We start from the raw sequence: 19,061 nt of genomic DNA on the forward strand, positions 1-19,061 counted from the left end.
AGGCACGGCCGCCCGGCGATCCCGATCCGGGTCGCCAGAACGGCCATACCGGGTGGGATCACGCGACCTTTCGCTGAGGCTGCGTATCAGCTTTCATGACATCGACCATTTTGTGATCGATGTTGTTTTCGGTCAGGAACTGCGCCATTTCGCGATAGGTCTGGAACCAGGCGCGGTTGAACTTGTCGAACAGATCCTGATTCCAGTAATCCTCGAGCACGAATTCCTTTTCCGAGAACACGTCATAGGACGGGATCTGATAGGTTTCGGCGAATTCGACCGTGCGGCTGTCATAGGTGAAGTAAATCGACGGAACACCGTTGGACAGCGCCATCAGATTGCCGTGCAGGCGATAGCCCAGCACGCAATCCTTGGTCCGCACCAGATCTTCGTAATCGGATACGACATCGGAATAGAACAGCTTCTCGCGATAGAGGCGTTCCATCGTGTCATCGAGATACCAGTTCTTGACCCAGTCGTTGTTTTTGAGCGCCTGCATGGCTTCTTCGCGCTGGGCGTTGCTGCCAAAGACGAGCTTTTTCTCTTCGGGTTCGCCCTGGGCCATCAGGGTCATGTCATCGAACCGATCCGCCAGATGTTTCACCAGATCACGATGGAACGTCAGGTAACGTTTGATGTCCTGGGCATAGGCCGGGGACACTTCACGGCGCAGCGTAATGCCGACATTTTTCACGCTATCAAGCGATGGCAGCTTGATGCGCATGTCGGGATTGTTTTGCCTAAACGCGGTCGGGCAGCCGACAATGCGGACATTGGTGATGCCAAGATCCCAAAGAACCTGTGCGGTATAGGCCCCGCGCACCCCGATGGAGGTGGTGGAATCGGCCATCATCCGCAGGACCGTTTTGGTCTGTTCAGACAGTTCGATCTTGCCTTTGACCGGGGCCTGCGCCCCGATGCCAAAGCCCAACACGGGCAGCTTCAGACGTTTGAGAACGTCGATGGTATTGCGCCAGTCCATATCGGAATGGATGTAGTTCGAGCCGCGCAGGAAGACATAGTCATATTCCTCGCGAAGGCGGTCGATGTCTTCCATCTTGGGATCGGCAATCGGCAAGACACCAAGCTTGTCGTAATTCATCAGTTTGAGCGATGAATCGAAGACAAAGGCATCCCCGATATTGTGGTAGTGATTGATGCTCTTTTGAACATCCTGATAGTTGTACCATCGGACGCAGTCGTGGTCGTAGACTTCGCCTGACGGGATCATTACGAGAACGCGCGCCATGTTGTCTCTCCTTGGTTGATCACGTTTTTGTTCTGAATTCATGCCGTGCTTGCAACGGTTTGCGGGCTCGCAGCCTTTGCAGACATACGGCGCGTTTCCAGAACCTCCCGATACTGCGCGAGATGTTGCTCGGCGCATTCCTGATAGGTCGTCACGCTTGGTATTCCCTCGCGCATCCGATCCCAGATCTTGTTGTCGCTGAGAACTTCGATCATCCGATCAGCAAGGTCTTCGGCACTTCCGACCCGGAAATGCAGACCATTGACACCGTCGGTGATTTTTTCGGCCATGCCGCCAATGTTGGAACAGATCATCGGACGCCCGTGGAAGAAGGCTTCCTGGATCACGACCGGCGAATTTTCCCACCAGATCGAGGGAATGATCGTCCAGTCGGCGAGTTCCATCAGCTTGGGCATTTCGGTATTCTGATAGGCCCCGTAAAAGCGGACACGCTCGCCGGCCTTTTCGATCAGGTCATGGACCTTGTCCTGATATTCCTTGGGCTGGCGATCAAGGTTGCCGCCAAAGATCATCAACCGCGCATCATCGCCCCAGATTTCATCAGGTACACGCCCGACCGCATCGAGAAGGATGTCAGCCCCCTTGAACATCGTGAGTTGCCCGAAAAAGGCAAAGCGCGACCGGCGCGGCTGGGTTTTGGAAAGCGGGCGGTCCTTGGCCCGTTCATTGATGTCGAGACCGTTTTCGATCACCGACATCTTTTCGGCCTTCATGCCCCAGTCAATGAAACGGTTGGCGAGAAATTCACTGGGCGAGACATAGTGATCGGCCAGTTCCAGCATCGCCTTGATGAAGCGTTCACGCCGAAGGAACGAGGCCGGCGAGATATTGGGGAAACAGCCATTGCAATCAATCGGGCTGGCCCGGTTGCACAGCTTGGTTCCGCCGCTTTTGATCATCTGCCCGTGATTGTGGCAGATCGTCAAAAACTCGTGGAAAGTAAAGAAAATCGCGGTTTCGGGCAGGGCTTCGCGAATGGCATAGATGGTTTCGAGCCCAAGGCCGAGATAGTGGTGGAAATGCACGACATCGGGTTCGTAATCCTTCACAAAGCGCAGGAAATCCCGATCAATTTCATCCGTGCTGCCGTTTGAGAGCAGGAAGTGATCATAGTTTTCCGCGTGATAAAGGATTTCATTTTCCTTTTGCCGCAGGCTCATGAGGGCCGAGGCGCCGTGACGCGGCACGGGATTGCCAACGCGGGCGAGATAGAAGCTTTCGACCCCGTCAAGTTTGTTCAACCCTTTATGCAGGTTGTAGGAGGCCACTTCGGCCCCGCCCAGCGAGATGCTGGGATGGCCGTGCGAAATAACGAGGACGCGTAAATCAGTCGACGGCATTGTTGTGGCTCCGCAAGTTTGAAACGACCAATGACCAGCGGCGATCAAACGCCCAGCGGTCAAGACGATTGGATAGTTCCTCCCAGGCAGGGGCTTTGCTTATGGATTGTTCGCTGCCCAGTACTTCGACATCGGGGATCCAGTAGGATGGCGTCCCCGCCATGCGCAGCTTGAGTGCAAGGTCGAGGCTTTTTTCCGCCGGACCGATATAGCCACGGGTAAAGCCGTCACTATCCTTGAAGGCCTTGCGCGGCAGAATGCAGCATTCCAATGTGCCGGCACTGACTTCGCTGGGTTGGGCATCGGCCAGAACCGCGCAAGGGTAGCCGACATAGCGATCCGACAGGTATTGCCCGCCATTGGCATTACTGTTGATCCAGGTCCCGGCCCAACGGACAGAATCGTCTTCAAACAGGATGGTCGGCGATACGAGAACCTTGTTGCCGCGTTTGATATAGGCGGCATGCAACTGATCAAACCAGCCATCATCGCGCGGCAGAATATGTGCCGACACCAGCCCGACTGTTTCGGAATTGGTGGCATCCACACCGACTTCGAGCGCATCGCAATAGTCTTCGACCCCTTCGGCGAAAACGATCCGGGTGTTGAGTTTGTAAAAGGCGGCAAGGCGCAAGATTTCGCTGCCAACCTGATCAAAGCTTTCGACCGGCCCGGCAATGACAATCGGCAGATGGCGGGTTGCGCTATCAAGGCCCAGCAGGGCAATGGTGACGCCGATATCATTGATCGTGTCATCGACACCGACCACAAGGGTCACCGGCGCATCTTCGTCAAAGTCGCCGATATCATGGATATCCACCGCATAGGGGCGCTGTGCCGTCATGGCCTGCAACATCGGGCCGAACTGACGTTCGATACTGTTCGAGGCCGTGACCGACCGCGGATCAAGCGAGGGCAAAACCCGTGAAAGGGCCTGACGGGCCGACGCACGCGTCGGGTTCAGCGGGCAGTAGGCCGGAAAGGCATCGGTGATGCCCAGTTCAAGATAGGTTGCCTGATCGGATGGCGGGGTGACATCCAACGGGCAAAACACCAAAAAGCCGTGATTATTCCGGGCCGGGTTCATGCCAGAGAACATCGGATCATTGGCAAAGGCATCGGTGACATCGGCGCGCGACTGGCGCGTCCAATGATCGTCAATCCGCACGACTTCACCGCCAACCCGCAGTGACACATCCTTGACCGCACGGTCGGGATCAAGCATCCAGCCGGAAATCAACACCCCGCTTCCTTCGATCAGAAGAGAGAAATCGATGCCGATACGGACCGGGCGATCGAGTTCGGATACCGTGTCGCGGCCATCAAAACGATGTGCGGCCATTTTAAGGGTATGCAGGATTTTTTCCGGTGCGCGCACACGATCAAGGACCGACCGAATATGGGCCGGGACATCGGGCGGTGCGACCAGAACGCGGTGTTGATACACCTCGATCGAGTACCAGGTGTCGCGTCCGCGGAAGTAAACCCGTTTGAGTTTTTTCGGATTGATCGGCTTATCGCCCAGCATCAGGCCGGTTACACCGGATGCCTCGTCGCCCAGGTCATCGCGCTGGAAATCGGCACTGGTCAGTTCCGCCAGTATCGGAGAATCCGTCATGGCAATGACGCGGGTGCGCCCGGTGGGGAAGCCACTTGACCAGCCCTGAATATAAACATCACCTTCTTCGAGCCCGCCCAGTACTTCGATAAAGCCGTTGCTGCGTGCGGCACTTTGCACCAGTGCGGCCACCTTGCTGAGGCGTTTTTTATCCGGATCGCCTGCCAGCAGGGCTTCGATCAGGCCATCAATCACGGTGGCAAAGGCCGGGCCGGATTGATCGGCAACAGAGGACAGAACCGCCTCAATGCGTTGTTGGCGATTGTCGATGCGGTATTCACGCGGTTTGCCCGCACCCCGGAACAGGGCGGTTTTCAAACGACGTGCGGAGACATCCTTCATCGGCAAGAGGGCAACAAAGCCATAGGCGTTGTCGGGTTCCGCATCGTGGCGGCGCCATGAAATGATGGATGCCTGGACTTTGGCGTCAGACTGGCTGTTGAGGTAAATATCAATCGTTGCCGGCAGGGCATTTCCCACCCCGACCATCAAAGCCAGACCCTCATCGACCAAGGCAGCGACGACGGTTCTGCCATCCAGTGGCATTCCATGCTGTTCGGTCATGCCCGGGCCTCCTTGTGTTTACGCGTGTGCTCTAAAACGAATGATTGCCGTGCCATGGCGATCACCAGACAAAGGCGCCGATTGCCAATCCGGTGGTCACACCAATCAGGCAGGACAGGATCAGCAACGGGGTTTTGAGATCATTGGTGTGGCGTGCGGTCAGGGCTGAAAGCCGTTCGTCAAAGCCACCGAGTGACTTGTCAAAGCGCACCAGAAAGACTTCGAGTTCATCGACCCGGCTTGAGAGTTCTTCCTGACCATTGCGCACCAGTTTCACGCCGGCCTCGATGCCATCATCGGCGGACGCCAGTTCATCCATGCGTTTGGACGCACTGACCAGACGTTTGGCAGCTTCGCGCTGGCCGTTTTGCAAGATGTGCTGTGCGGCCAGCAGGCGATCCAGACGATCCAGAATTTTGCCAAGCGGGGCATTGAGCGCCGTGTGGGCTTCCTGTTCGCTTTGGGACGGGATGCGCAGCGTGATTTCTTCCTTGGTGCCGGGCATGACGGCACAAACCGTCAGACTTTCGACACTGGCAACCGCGGCATCAGGCAATTCGACTTCGAATGCGTGTTTTCCATCGCCGATACCGTTGCGGCGCAAATCAACACGTTCGTTTTCGGCGGTTTCGCGCAGCAGGGCATGACCGTTCAGGCGCACGACCACCTCGATCCGGGCATCCGGGCTTTGCGGCGACCAGACCCAGCCATAGAGGCGGTTCTGATCAATGGCATCAACCCGCCCTTCGAGGGTCGGTGCGGTTTGTTCGGCATCTTGCGCACCTGTTGACGCCGGGGTCGGGGTCGGCGGCGGGGTTTCTTCCATCGTCTGTTTTTCGGCAACAGCCATAGTGGCCTCCTTGTTGAGCGTCAGGCGGCAACAAAATCAGGGCGAACCATGCGGCGGATCATCGCCAGATATTGCTCGGCAACATCATCAATCCCGGCCGGGGGCCGGACATGGCCCGACAGTTTTTTCCAGAGTTTCGGATTGGTTGCGCAGTCCTTCATGACGCGCGCCAGTTCGGCCGGATCATTGGGGCGGACATGAATGCCGTCATGGCCATGGCGGACCATTTCGGCCATGCCGCCAATTGAACTGGTGATCACCGGGCGGCCATGCTGGAAGGCTTCCTGAATGACCAGAGGCGCATTTTCCCACCAGATCGAGGGCACAACGACCCAGTCGACCCGTGCCATCAAATCGGGGATATCTTCACGTTGATAGGCGCCGATATGGCTTACCTGCGGGCCGCTTTGTTCGACCAGATCGGCAATGCGACTGGTGAACTGATCGGTCTGATACAGGGCCGCACCATGAATGCGCAGATTGAAGTCGACCGCGTCTGCTGAAAGAATTCGCCCGGCTTCAAGCAGGACATCCGCGCCCTTCCACGGGTTGAGATTGCCAAAATAGCCAAAGACATTGGGCATGCCGGCCGCCCCGATATCGCGTTTGGGCGCGGCGGGGACAGTCGGGCGACCATTGTTGATCACCGAAATCCTGTCGGGGTTGATGCCCCATTCGATATAGCGATCGCGTAAGAATTCACTGGGCGAGATGAAATGATCAACCGCGCGCAGATGGTTGCGCAGATTGACAGCCCGCATCGCATGTTGATCGGGGGTAAAGCCATCAAGGCCGGACAGACGCCCGGTGGCATCGGCCTTGGTATAGCGGGTTTTGGTCCCGCGATGGATCATCAGGCCGTCATTGGGGCAGATCTGATAATAGTCATGCAGGGTCATCACGATCTTGCAGTTCGGCAGAACACGGCGGATCAGCATCGGCAATTCGATGCCCCACAGGACCAGATGATGGATATGCACCACATCCGGTGCCCAGCTTTTCAAAAGACGCGCGAAATCCGGGGCGACGGCATAAAGATCGGTCTGGGACATGTTGAAGCGGTCAAAATGCCCGGCCCAGAACAGCATTTCATCGCCAGCATCATTGATCGCCTGAAAACTTGTGCCTGGGCGGCGTTCGCGGTGAACATCGTTGGTCGCCCCGATGAAAAGCGCATCGCATTCCGCACGCTTATAGGCATGAAACAGATCATGGGCGAAAATTTCAGTCCCACCCGGATGCAGATCGGGGTGATTATGGGCAAGCACCATTATCCGGGGATTCATGCGGTCCTCCGTGGTTTCTGGGCAATCAGGAAATCCTGGTAATGGGCGGCCGTTTCGCCGCGCCAGGTGCCAAAGCTTTTTGTGTGGATATCGAACCCGGCATCGGTCAGGGCATCCTCAAGAAATGCATCATCGAAACCGACGGCGGCCATCGGGTTTTCACCGCGCAGGTGCCAGCAAGGTTGACCTTCGGCTTTCTCGAACCCTTTGAGACGGGCATCGCGGCCGGGATTTGACGGGTCGTCATCTTCGCGGATGACAAAGGCGGTCAAGAACAGCCGACCGCCCGGGCGCAGCACACGAAAGACCTCGGAACAATAGGTTTCGATTTCGTCTGGTGGCAGGTGGGTTGCCACCGAGATCATTGCGGTGAAATCGAATGTTCCGTCCTGAAAAGGCAATCGCATGCCACGCCCGCTGATTTCGCCTTCGGGGTTATAGAGTTCGTTCCTGATGTCCGAACACTCGAACCGGAAATTCGGATAGGCTGGCGTAATGGCGCGCTTGCACCACTCAATGCCGCCGCGCACCGGATCCATGCCGCGATAGATCGCCTGTTTCGGGTTGAGGAACTGTGTCAGGGGGACGGCAATCCGGCCAATGCCACAGCCGATATCAAGAACATCCTCGGTGGTTTTAAGACCGGCCATGCGGACAAAATGACCAAGGAATTCCGCCCCGATGGCGCGGTAATCGCCATCGCCGACAAAGACGTCTTCTTCGGGCGGGACCGGGAGGAAACGGTTGGAAATGATCTGTTCGCACAACCAGGCAAGATGGGTATCACTGATATCGGATGTCAGCGGGGACTGGTGTTCGGACAGTGCAAGAACCTGGCTCATGCCGCTTCTCCGTCGGGGGTTTTTCGCGATCGATTTTGCGGCACACCGTTGGTGTGAAGATCTTCGAGCGCATCCGCCCAGCGCGACGCATGCAGCCAGGCGTTATATTCGGCAGCCACCCCGCGCATGTAGTCGGCATGGGTCGAGATGGATTTGCGCTCAAAATGATAGAGGCTGACATCGGGGACGTATTTGATGTCGAAATCGGCCTTGCGAATTTTCAGGCAAAGGTCGCTGTCTTCGTAATCGCCAATGACATAGTCCTCGGTAAAGCCATCGACCGCGTCAAAGGCATCGCGATGGATCATCATGCAGGCACCGGTGACACCGGGGACCGAGCGTTCAATGTTGGCATCCCGGAACTGGTCGGGCATGCCTTTGTGATAGTGATAATTCAGCCACTTGCCGCTTTCATTGCGGGCAAAATACATCCCGGCATGCTGGATCGAGCCATCTTCAAACAGAAGTTTCGGCCCGACCACCGCGACCTCATCCGGACCGCCCATTTTTGATGCCATCCCCTGTGCCCAGCCGGGCGTATGGGGAATGACATCGGAATTGAGCATTGCCAGATAATGGCCGTGTGCGTTCTGCGCACCGGCATTACATGCCCGGGCATAGCCGCCATTGCGGGTCATGACGACCAGACGCATCGGGATGCCATAGAGAACATGCAGACCGCGCAACAGATGTTCGCATTCTTCGGCCTGTTCGGGGGAGTCGAGTACAAAGACCAGTTCGCAATATTTCGCGACCCAGTCATCACAGGCAAAGGCGCCGATTTGCGCGCGCAGGAAGCCAAGAACACGATAGAGCGGCACAATGATCGAGACATCCGGGTCATCATGCGGGGTGCCGATGTCAATCACCCGATCAACCTTGGCGGATGCCATCAGTTTTTGCTGCAGATCGCCAATCACCGGCGCCAGGCAGTTTTCAATAATCTCTGACGTCAGGTGTTGCGGCGGGACGGCGCGCAGGATGCGGGCACGGGCCTCGGCCGGGTCAATCGGCTGGGCGGGGGGCACCATCAGATGACGGTTGCCTGATTTCAGGCGCATCAGGCTTCGGGGCTGAAGGATGGGAACCGGGCTTTGGATATCCTGATAAAAGCCGACAAAGCCGGTTGCCGGAACTGTCTGGCCATCGTCCTGTACATTGCCCTGATAACGATAAAATCCGTCGCCGAATGGATGGGCGATACCGTTGCTATCAAGAAGATCAATGCTGGCAATCATATCGACAGGATCGCGATACCAGCCGCCAATCAATGTGCCGCGCGCTGTTGTGACTGCAAGATCGACTTCGCCACTGGGAAGCGATCCGCCACCTGACACGCGCTGGCTTGAAAGCGGACAGCGGAGCTGGAATTCAATCGCTGCCTTGCTTGATTTCATATCGGCACGGGCAAGCGACCCGATGATGTATTCGCGCAAATCGGCATCCGATTTGCCTTTGGTTTGCCACCAGCGCGCCAGAGACGGCAGGGTTGAGACATCGGGCAAATGGCGAATGGCAAGGGTGCGCACACCGGTCACGACCATATAGGCCCCGGATGCGGTACTTGGCTGGTCGGCAATCATGTAAACCAGTTTCTGCCCGCGCGGCCCGGTCTTGCTGATATGGGGAAGCTGCGTTAAGCGCTTGAAGCCCGAAGGTGCGACGATGAAGACGGCCTCGATTTCGTGAAAGGCATCGGGCAAAGCGGTTGCCAGCAGGATCTTTTCACCGGAAAGCTTTGCGACCGCCTTGGCCGGTTTGGGCCGATCGACAATTTCGGCAACCAGTTGAAGAAGGAAACTGTTGTAGCTTTTGGACAAGCGCAGTCGAAACAGGCTTGCCCACATGCCCAGAAGGGTTGAGACCAGCGAAAGTCGCCCGGCAGGCGTCACCCCGTTCAGGAGCGTTGATGCACTGGCAAATTCAAAATCGCCATCGGGATCAATTGTGATCTCGTCCTTGCGGCCCAGCGTTCCGGCCTCGGCCAGAATTGAGATCGGTTCATCCTTGGGACGGCGGATGACGCGCAACAACCGGGTCCCGCCCCCGTCAAGTGGCAACCGCAATGTGGCCTGCGGTGAAATCGCAGCACCATCAATCGTTTCAAGCCGGGGGACTTCCCACAAACGGGTGGGTGTATCCCAACTTAACAACAACGTATCAGGGTTCAGCAGGCAAACACCGGGCGCTTCGCCGGTCGTCCGCACTGCATCGGACGAGGCAAATTCAAGCATGACAATCTTTCACTAACTTGAAGTTCAGGACGGGTCGCCCGCAGCCGAAGCTGCGGACGCCGCCAACGGATTACTGGACGCTAAAGAAGCTGTCCGGATCGTCCTGTACGTCTTCGGCATCGACATTGTTGAGGGTGATGGAATCCCCATTGCCAAGATCGATGACGGTGTTGGCACCGACTTGCGTTGCACGCGCAGCGACATCATCGGCACTTGCGATGCCGGTGTCGTTGATGTTGCTGCTAATGGAAAGCATGTCTTCGCCAGCCTGGAAGTCGAGTACGACGTCGTTACCGCCGCCGCCGGAGAAGACAAAGGTGTCTGCACCGGAACCACCAGACATGATGTCATCGCCTGCGCCGCCTTCGAGGACATCATCCCCGGAGCCGCCAAGCATCAGGTCATCACCCTCGCCGCCCTGAAGCACATCGTCTCCAGAACCGCCAAGCATGACATCGTCTCCGCCACCGCCGAGAACGATATCGTCGCCTGCACCGCCGATCAGAACATCATTGCCTGATCCGCCGTCGAGAACGTCATTGTCTGAACCGCCAAGCAGGATGTCGGAATCCGCACCCCCTGACAGAACATCCTCACCGGAGCCACCCATCATCAGGTCGCTGCCGTCGCCCCCGATCAGTGCATCGTCACCCGATCCACCGAACAGGACATCATCACCTTCGCCACCAACGGCAACATCGTCGCCCGATCCGCCGAACAAGACATCATCGCCTTCTTCGCCAAACAGCACGTCATCATTACCTTGTCCGAAGATTGTATCGTCTCCGCCACGTCCGAAAATGACGTCACTGAAACGAGATCCGAGAAGCGCATCATCAAAGGCGCCGCCTTCGAGAGTTGCCATGTAATCCTCCTTCGTGTCCCAACATTAATGACATCGTGGGGATATTTCCCTCACGAGAGGATGGCCGTTCCCTCTGGACATTCTGAGCCCCGTGGAAACGACCACTCAGAAATCCTATATTTTTTTACTTTGTCATTGGAGGGTATTGTCGTGGTTTTATTTTGTCAACATTATGACTTAGTTTGAGATTCATTACATTTATTGTCTGAATACTAGTTCAATTTTACTTATTATTTGGTTCAAAATTCGATCTATACTTGAAAAGAAAAGGGTCAATCCGGCGAAAAACCGGGAAAGACCCCAAGTTAAATCCGCATGTCGCGGGGAGGATTACTCTTCGCGGAAGGCCTTTTCCATGCTTTGGGTGATAGGATCGATCATGTAATCGATGGCCTTGCGCGGGGTTTTCAGAACCAGAATGTTGGCTGGCATGCCCGGACGCAGATTGATGTCATCATGTTTTGCCAGTTCGGCCGGATCAATCGTCGCGCGCACGATGTAGTAAGACGCATCGCGCTGTTCATCGACGGTTTGGTCAGCCGCAACATAGCTTACCTCGCCATTCAGGGGGGCCAGTCGACGCTGACTATAGGCGGTCAGGCGAATTTGCGCCTTTGATCCAACCTGGACCGAGTCGATATCCTGTCGGTTGATCCGTGCTTCGATCACCAGTGGTTCATCTTCGGGGATGATATCCATGATCGGTTCGGCCGGACTGATCACACCGCCGGGGGTTCTGATCTGGATGTTGGCGACCGTTCCAGCCTGCGGTGCACGCACTTCGAGGCGATCAAGCACGTCCTGACTTGCGCGGATACGCTGGGTGACATCATTGAGCGCAAGCTGGGCTTCCTGAATTTCAGTTGCGATATCGCTTTGCCATTCCATTTCGATCGAGGCGAGATTGATCTCGGCTTCGGCCTTTTGTTGTTGGGCGGCGGCACGCTGGGCTTTGAATTCGCCCATATCACCGACCAGATCCGACCAGTTATTTTCAATCTCGACCAGTTGGGTACGGGTGGCGAAGCCCTTTTCGGCCAGTTGGCGAATCCCCTGAAGTTGTTCGGCGACGAGCTTTTCCTGACGTGTACGGGCCTTGATCTGTGAGACCAGTGCCTCGGCTTCGGCCTCGAACTGTTCGATCTGTTTGGCCTGGGCATCACGTTTGGCGGCATAGACTTCCTTGCGCTTGGCAAACAGGCGTTTTTCATCGCTGAGGATATCGGCGACATAGGCCTCGTCACTGGCGAGAAGTTCCTGTGGGAAGGTGATGTTTTCCTGCCCGCGCTGTTCGGCGCGCAATCGGGCAAGTTTGGCCATCAGACCAAACCGTTCGCCGCGCAACTGACCGAGTTCCGACTCGCTGCGTGTGCCATCGAGAAGGGCAAGGGTCTGGCCCGCGGTGACTTTTTCGCCTTCCTCGACCAGAAGCTGTTTGAGGATGCCGCCCTCATAGTGATTAACGACTTTCTTTTTGGAATCGACAATCACCGAGCCGGTCGCAACAGCCGCACTATCGAGTTCGGCGGTAAAGCCCCAGGTCAGGAACCCGCCAAACCCCAGCACAATGACGAATAATCCGGCCAGGATCGGCTTGCGCAGGCTTTGGCGCGATGCTTCGCGTTCTTCCGAGAGGATCTGGTGCCAGGCGACTTGCGGTTCCTCGGCCGGGAGTGCCGCGCCACCGCCTTCAAGATTAATGACACGGGTCATGCCGCACCTCCGTTTTCATGTTTACGCTTTACCGGGGGGAGGCTTTTGATGTCATCGCTTTCATTGGACAGATTGCGGATCACGTCTGTTCGTTCGCCGAACTGTTTGACCCGTCCGTCCTGCATCACCAAAAGTTTGTTGGCATATTGCATGATGCTTTGACGGTGCGCGATCAGCACCACCATTGCACCGGAATCCGCGGCCTGGCGCACAGCACGGATCAGGGATGCTTCGCCCTCGGCATCAAGATTGGCATTGGGTTCATCAAGCACCAGCAGGCGCGGCCAGCCATAAAGCGCGCGTGCCAAAGCGATGCGTTGTTGCTGCCCGCCAGACAGGGTATGTCGGCCGGCACCAATCGGCGTGTCATAGCCAAGCGGCAATCGACCGATCATTTCATGCACACCGGCTGCACGGGCAGCCTCGATCACCTTGCGCGGGCTTGCGTCGCGCATGCGGCTGATATTGTCGCGGATGGTGCCGTTCAGAAGCGATACCGATTGCGGCAGATAGCCGACCATGTCGCCAAATGATCCGCGCTCCCAGAGATAGGCATTATGCCCGTCAAGATAGACACCGCCCGTCGCAGGCTTTGCCGTGCCGACCAGCAATCTTGAAAGGGTTGATTTCCCGGCCGCAGACGGCCCGACCACACCCAATATATCGCCCGGCGACAGTTCGAAACTGATCCCGCGCAGAACCGGCACGTTTGACCCCGGCACGGCATAGACCAGATTATCGACAACCAGCGGACCTTCGGAACGCGGGGTTGGTTTGATTTCGCGCTCGGACTGGCTTTCTTCGAGCATCAATCGAATGCGTTTCCACGATGAAAACGCCCCGACCCATGCCCGCCAGTCGCGGGTGACATTATCAAACGGCAACAATAGCCGCCCCATGATCACGGTCCCGCCGATCATGGCACCCGGCGTGGTTTCGCCCTGAATGACAAGGTAAGCGCCCATAGCCAGAACAATGATCTGCATGCCGAACCGGGCCGAACGGGTGATGGAATACATGCCCTTGCTGCGCACGTTGCCGACATCAAGCAACTCGCTGGCGTGGATTTGTGCCTGACGCCAGCGCAGCGCAAGGGCTGGCATCATGCCCATTGCCTCGATCACTTCGGCGTTTGAAACCGTCGATCCGATATCGCCGATATTGCGCAGATTGGCGTCTGTTCCTTCCTTGGTGACCTGACGGACCATCACATCACCAAGCAGGCTTAACCCGATCAGGGTCAGAACCGCCACCAGCCCGGCAATGCCGTAATAAGGATGCAGGGCAAACATCACGAAAAGGAAAATCGGCGACCAGATCGCTTCAAGCGGGGCGGCGATGGTGGTGCCGGTGATGAAGTTGCGCAGATCAGAAAGATCACGCAGGACCTGGGTGCCGTGCAGCGATCCTTTTTCGAGCGCCACACGCATGGCCGCCGAAATTGCCGGCAGGTTCAACCGGCGCAAAAGCGACTTTGCCATTTCCTGAAAGACAAGCGCGCGCACGAAATCAAGGATGCCATAGAGAATGATCGCACCGACCGCGATCACCAGAAGCAACAGCAGGGTATCGGTGCTTTGACTGTTGATCACGCGGTCATGCACCTGAAGCATGAATAGCGGCACGGTAAGTTGAAGGATATTGATGAAGCCGCTCATGACACCGGCCCATCCGAGCCCGCGCACGAACGTAAAGCGGGCCTCGCGAATGACCGATCTTGCATCAAGTTCGGGCCGGGCTTCCTTCGCATTCACGGGCGAATTCACAGGCGAATCCACCGGTTTTGCCAGCTTTTTGCGGCGAAATTGCATCGAAAATCATCCAATTAAGCAAAAGTCATAGTTTTTCCGCAATCTAATCACATAGTTGCGATGACAGGATGATCTACAATAAAATTAAATATGTCGATCTCATGTTGATGATTAGACAATGTAAAAACATTAACAATGGAAGTAATTCAAAAATAAAAACACTTTCGAATTACTTCCTGACAACGAGCAAACCTGCGGGAAGAAAGAGGCGTTCGGAAAAATTGTTCAAGAACAACGTCTTGTTATCTTCCCCAATACGAAATTTGTGTCAGGGCAATCGCGCCTTGGCATCAACTCTCGCTTGGGACCAGATAACGGATCGAAACTCATGACCGTCACTCATCTTGAACTGGCAAATACCGTCGAGCGGATCTATCGGCGGTTTGCGGATTTGTTACGGGTAGATCTCATTCGACTCGGAAAGGATGACATCAGCCCGGCGCAAGTGGCGCTGCTTTTTACCATTGGCGAAGATGAACTCTCGGTGCGCGATCTTCTTGATCGTGGCCACTATATGGGTTCAAACGCGTCTTATAATCTTAAACAGCTCGCGGAATCGGGCTATGTCGAACGTCAGGTCATGGCACGGGACAGACGTTCTGCCCGTTTGAAATTGACCAAAAAGGGCCATGAACTCTGTCAGGCATTGCACGAATTCCACGAAGAATATCACGACGCCCTGACCAACAATCTTGAAGACCAGCAGGAGATGGAAACAGCGCTGCGTACGTTGCGCAGACTGGAAGAATTCTGGACACAGACTCTCAGGTACGGGGGTGTTCCCATCAATGGGTCCGTCGCCGTGCAGGAGGCACGAAACAGACGATGAAGATTGTCCTCGTTCATCGTCATGGACCGGGACAGTTTGTACATCTTGCCTGCCATCTGGCCGATGCCGGATGGCAGGTTTCCTTCCTGTGCGAAGCCATGAATGTGCGCCTGCCCGGTATCCGGACACTCCGCCAGCCTGTCACAGCCCCACCGCCTGCCATACCGTTTGCGCAATATCATCAGGATGTGGGACTTAAAGCCGCCAGAACCCTTGAAAGCCTTGTGCGCGAAGAAGGCGCACCGGACATTGTTTACGGCCATATTGGTTGGGGCAGCATGATGTTCGCCCGTGACGTTTTGCCCAAAACACCCCTGATCGGTTATTGCGAACATTATTATCACGCCACCGGGCGTGACGTGGGCTTTGACCCTGATGATGACATCACGCTGGCGAAACGTGCCCAGCTTCGCGTGCGCAATGCCGCCCAACTGACGACACTTGATCAGCTTGATGCCGCGATCAGCCCGACCAAATGGCAGAAATCGGCGTTTCCAGCGGCCTATCACCACAAGATCGGCGTCTGCCATGACGGGATTGATACCCACCGCTGCCAACCAAATCCGAACGCCAGCCTGACCTTGCCCGATGGGCGGGTACTGAGTGCGCGTGATCAGGTGATTACCTATGTCGCGCGCGATCTTGAACCCTATCGCGGGTTTCCGACCTTTATGCGTGCAGCCGCCACACTGGCCCAGCAAAACCCCGATGCCCAGTTCGTGATCGCCGGGGGCGATGGCGTCAGTTACGGACAGGCCCGAAAGGACGGGCGAACCTGGCGTGATGTGATGATGGCAGAAACGCAAATCGATCCGTCACGCATCCACTTTCTGGGCCAGATCCCCCATGACCAACTCATCCGGATGTACCAGATCAGTTCGTTGCATATTTACCTGACATATCCGTTTGTTTTGTCGTGGTCGGTGCTGGAAGCCATGGCGTGCGGTGCGCCTGTGATTGCCTCGGACACTGGCCCGTGTCACGACATGATCCGCGATCGACAGAACGGATTTCTGACCGATTTCTGGGACAGCGATGCGCTGGCAATCAAGATGGCATTCTGTCTTGCCCATCGTGACGACCTGACACCCCTGCGTGAACGGGCCCGCAAGACGATCCTTAATCACTTTGACCTTCGACGGTGTCTGGATCGGCAAACGACCCTGATCGAGAATATGGCGTCTGGCAGAAAAAGCCGATGAGGGCATCACGTGCCAGAAGCAAAGCCAAAGATGAAACTTACGTCACCTTTGGCTTTTGCATATTCGCTTCAAGCTAAATTAGATGATTACTTAAGCAGCACATCAGACGAACAGTAATCACATCGTCATCTGCGGCAGGCCGAAGCCCTGTTCAAGCACCTCGCCGGCGGTCAGGCAGATGTCTTCGCGCCAGGGGGCGGCGACGAGTTGGACACCCGAGGGCATGTTGTTTTCGACGCCAGAGCAGATCGAGATCGCCGGAAGCCCCAGCAGCGGAATGGCAATTTGCGGCAATTGTGCGTTCCACAGGCGGGTAAGGGTTGCGGGACCTTCAAGGTCTTCGTCCTTGCGGAACGGCAGTTCGGCCGAAACCGGCATCAGGACGACCGGATAATCTTCAAGGAACGCGCGCCAGTCGCGGATCAGGGCGGAACGGCGCAGGAAGAGCTTACTAAACGTGTCCTTATCAATCGCGGCGGCGCGATCAGCATAGTGTTCGAGAAGGGCTATCGCGCCCGGATCGTCTTCGGCCCGGGCGGCTTTCAGTTTGGCTTCGTGATCATCCGAAAGCCACAGGTCGATCTGAAGATCGACGGCCTCGCGAATTTCGGGGATTTCCGGGGTTTCGACTGTCCAGCCTGCGGCGCGGAAAATCTCGGCAGCACGTTCCAGATCGGCCAGGATGCGCGGATCGGTGTCAATGCCGCCGGGGTGGGTGACAAGGGCGACACGCTTGGCAAAATCGGGGCCGCGCAGCGGCATCGGCACGCTCCAGGGATCATCGGGGGAATAGCCCGCCATGCCCTCAAGCCCCAAGCGCAGATCATCAACCCTGCGTGCCAGCGGTCCTGATACCGCCATCAATTGTGCGCCAATCGGACGATCACCGCCGGTCTGGTTAAACATCGGAATGCGGCCATGGGTCGGGCGCAATCCCTGAATGCCGCAGGCATAGGCCGGATAACGTACCGAGCCCGCGATATCTGTCCCATGGCCAATATGCCCCAATCCGGCCGATGTGGCGGCCCCGGCCCCACCCGACGAACCACCGGGTGTGAGGGCGGGGTTATGGGGATTAAGCGTCGTGCCATGCACCTTGTTGGAGGTAAACCAGCGATAGGAAAAGGCCGGTGTGTTGGTGCGGCCAATCACAATCGCGCCCTTGCTGCGCATGTTGCGCAAAAACGGGCTGTCTTGGGTTGCGATCAAATCCGAAGCCAAGGTCGTGCCGTTGGTGGTGGCGTATCCCGCCTGATCGGAGATGACCTTGATCGTGACCGGGACGCCCGCCAAGGGACCGACCGCGTCCCCGGCCTCGATGCGGGCATCAAGCAGCTCTGCCTCTTGCATGGCGTCATCTGCGCAATCCTGAACGATGGCGTTGATGGCAGGATTGACCCGCGCCACACGATCAAGCATTTGGCGAATGACCGTGGTGGCACGCATTTCCCGGCTTTTGATGCGGCGGGCCAATTCGCGGGCAGACAGGGAATTCGGATCGCTGGTCATGTGGGGCGCTACCTTGTTGATTGGGGTTAAGCTGTCATCGGCTCGGACTGAAGCTGGTTCCGACGGATCGACAGAACGGTCGCCTTTGGTTCGCAAATGCTGGCGACATGGGGGGTGACGAAAACCTTGGGATGATGCCAAAGAGGATGTCCGGCCGGCAGGGGTTCGGTTTCAAACACATCGAGCGATGCACCCGACAAATGCCCACGATCAAGAGCATCAACAAGGGCGGTTTCATCGACCTGCCCACCCCGGCCGAGATGGATCAGGGCGGCACCCTTGGGCAATTTTGCGAGATTTTCGGCACCCAAAAGTCCCTTGGTCTGATCGGTGAGCGGCAACACATTGATCAGAATGTCGCTTTGGGCCAGAAAATCATCAAACCCGCCATCGATATAATGCGTCACGCCGTCTTCGGGTGGCTTTGGGGCAGATCGGGAATAGCTTGCGACCGGATAGCCAAGCGCCACCAGCGCCCTTGCCACAGCGCGCCCCATCAGACCAAAGCCCAGAACACCAATCCGCCGCGCACGTGGCGATAGTCCGGTCAGCTGGCGTTCCCAGTGCGCGATTTTCTGATTGGCCAGAAGATTGCCCATATTGCGATGGTGCCAAAGTACATGAAAGGTGGCGAACCCGGCCATTTGCAGTGCCTGATCCGGGTCTTCTACCCGATGGATCGGCACCCCCGGCGGCAAGGACGGGCACGCCATGATGGCGTCAATACCGGCCCCCACCGAATAGATCGCGCGCAAGTTCGGATAGCGCGTAAACGCGTCCGGCGCCGGGACAAAGGTGACCATGAAGCTGACATCTTCGGGCCGGTCAATCTCGCCGGGCAGGCGCAGGTCCAGTTCGGGTGCCAGGGCATCGAAATGCGGACCGTAAATGCCCCGCAAATCGATTTTGCTACAAGACAGAACGCCAATCATGCTGGCACTTCTTCGGTTTGGGCCCAGTCCGCACCGGGAACGGCGGCGAGAAGTTGACGGGTATATTCCTGTTTGGGGGACAGGAAGATTTCATCGACCCGACCAATTTCAACCAGCTTGCCCTTTTGCATCACCGCAATGCGATCGCAAAGTTGTGCCGCAACCCGCAGATCGTGGGTGATGAACAGGATCGACA

14 protein-coding genes and 1 pseudogene are annotated in these 19,061 nt (G+C 56.7%); 2 read left to right on the forward strand and 13 right to left on the reverse strand.

Translation table 11 applies throughout. The features are described from left to right. Positions 1-58: 58 nt before the first annotated feature. The 10 genes from B2T33_RS06230 to B2T33_RS06275 all read right to left on the reverse strand — a co-directional run bounded on the left by B2T33_RS06230 (position 59) and on the right by B2T33_RS06275 (position 14,393). Positions 59-1,249, reverse strand: a complete 1,191-nt coding sequence (locus B2T33_RS06230) for a polysaccharide pyruvyl transferase family protein (protein WP_008888997.1) — start codon at positions 1,247-1,249, stop codon at positions 59-61. Between the two features lie 38 nt (positions 1,250-1,287). Next, positions 1,288-2,610 (reverse strand): glycosyltransferase family 4 protein, encoded by a 1,323-nt coding sequence (locus B2T33_RS06235; RefSeq protein WP_063085926.1) that lies wholly within the window; start codon positions 2,608-2,610, stop codon positions 1,288-1,290. Further along, complete coding sequence (locus B2T33_RS06240; RefSeq protein ID WP_286791496.1) at positions 2,597-4,792, reverse strand: hypothetical protein; 2,196 nt, start codon at positions 4,790-4,792, stop codon at positions 2,597-2,599. The genes B2T33_RS06235 and B2T33_RS06240 overlap by 14 nt, the downstream gene beginning before the upstream one ends. A gap of 61 nt (positions 4,793-4,853) precedes the next feature. Continuing rightward, complete coding sequence (locus B2T33_RS06245) at positions 4,854-5,642, reverse strand: hypothetical protein (protein ID WP_286791497.1); 789 nt, start codon at positions 5,640-5,642, stop codon at positions 4,854-4,856. Between the two features lie 20 nt (positions 5,643-5,662). Further along, positions 5,663-6,928: a glycosyltransferase family 4 protein gene (locus B2T33_RS06250; RefSeq protein WP_286791498.1), complete on the reverse strand. Its 1,266-nt coding sequence runs from the start codon at positions 6,926-6,928 to the stop codon at positions 5,663-5,665. After that, positions 6,925-7,770, reverse strand: coding sequence for a class I SAM-dependent methyltransferase (locus B2T33_RS06255; RefSeq protein WP_286791499.1), 846 nt, complete (start codon positions 7,768-7,770; stop codon positions 6,925-6,927). Before B2T33_RS06255 ends, B2T33_RS06250 begins: the two co-directional genes overlap by 4 nt. Further along, a complete protein-coding gene (locus B2T33_RS06260) occupies positions 7,767-10,004 on the reverse strand; it encodes a glycosyltransferase family 2 protein (RefSeq protein WP_286791500.1) in 2,238 nt (745 codons plus the stop codon). Before B2T33_RS06260 ends, B2T33_RS06255 begins: the two co-directional genes overlap by 4 nt. Positions 10,005-10,074: 70 nt before the next feature. Continuing rightward, positions 10,075-10,869, reverse strand: coding sequence for a calcium-binding protein (locus B2T33_RS06265; RefSeq protein WP_063085941.1), 795 nt, complete (start codon positions 10,867-10,869; stop codon positions 10,075-10,077). A gap of 330 nt (positions 10,870-11,199) precedes the next feature. Next, entirely contained in the window at positions 11,200-12,582 is a 1,383-nt protein-coding gene (locus tag B2T33_RS06270; RefSeq protein ID WP_286791501.1) for an HlyD family type I secretion periplasmic adaptor subunit, read from the reverse strand. Further along, the gene (locus B2T33_RS06275; protein WP_008888988.1) at positions 12,579-14,393 is read right to left on the reverse strand and encodes a type I secretion system permease/ATPase; all 1,815 of its coding nucleotides are present in this window, start codon (positions 14,391-14,393) and stop codon (positions 12,579-12,581) included. Before B2T33_RS06275 ends, B2T33_RS06270 begins: the two co-directional genes overlap by 4 nt. A 328-nt stretch (positions 14,394-14,721) precedes the next feature. On the opposite strand from B2T33_RS06275, the gene B2T33_RS06280 reads away from it, so the two are divergent. Next, positions 14,722-15,222, forward strand: coding sequence for a MarR family winged helix-turn-helix transcriptional regulator (locus tag B2T33_RS06280; RefSeq protein ID WP_008888987.1), 501 nt, complete (start codon positions 14,722-14,724; stop codon positions 15,220-15,222). Beyond that, positions 15,219-16,424 (forward strand): glycosyltransferase, encoded by a 1,206-nt coding sequence (locus B2T33_RS06285; protein WP_286791502.1) that lies wholly within the window; start codon positions 15,219-15,221, stop codon positions 16,422-16,424. The genes B2T33_RS06280 and B2T33_RS06285 overlap by 4 nt, the downstream gene beginning before the upstream one ends. Positions 16,425-16,541: 117 nt before the next feature. Here the strand turns inward: B2T33_RS06285 and B2T33_RS06290 are convergent, their stop codons facing one another. From B2T33_RS06290 to B2T33_RS06300, 3 genes and pseudogenes are all read right to left on the reverse strand, one after another. Continuing rightward, complete coding sequence (locus B2T33_RS06290; RefSeq protein ID WP_286791503.1) at positions 16,542-17,933, reverse strand: amidase family protein; 1,392 nt, start codon at positions 17,931-17,933, stop codon at positions 16,542-16,544. 26 nt (positions 17,934-17,959) lie between these two features. Next, positions 17,960-18,865 carry a 2-hydroxyacid dehydrogenase gene (locus tag B2T33_RS06295; protein ID WP_286791504.1) on the reverse strand — a complete coding sequence of 302 codons (906 nt, stop codon included), beginning with the start codon at positions 18,863-18,865 and terminating at the stop codon, positions 17,960-17,962. Next, a pseudogene (locus B2T33_RS06300) lies at positions 18,862-19,061 on the reverse strand (microcin ABC transporter ATP-binding protein); the annotation flags it as partial. The gene B2T33_RS06295 and the pseudogene B2T33_RS06300, both read right to left, overlap by 4 nt.

Source organism: Thalassospira sp. UBA4513 (assembly GCF_002388495.1).
Classification (GTDB): Bacteria; Pseudomonadota; Alphaproteobacteria; order Rhodospirillales; family Thalassospiraceae; genus Thalassospira; species Thalassospira tepidiphila.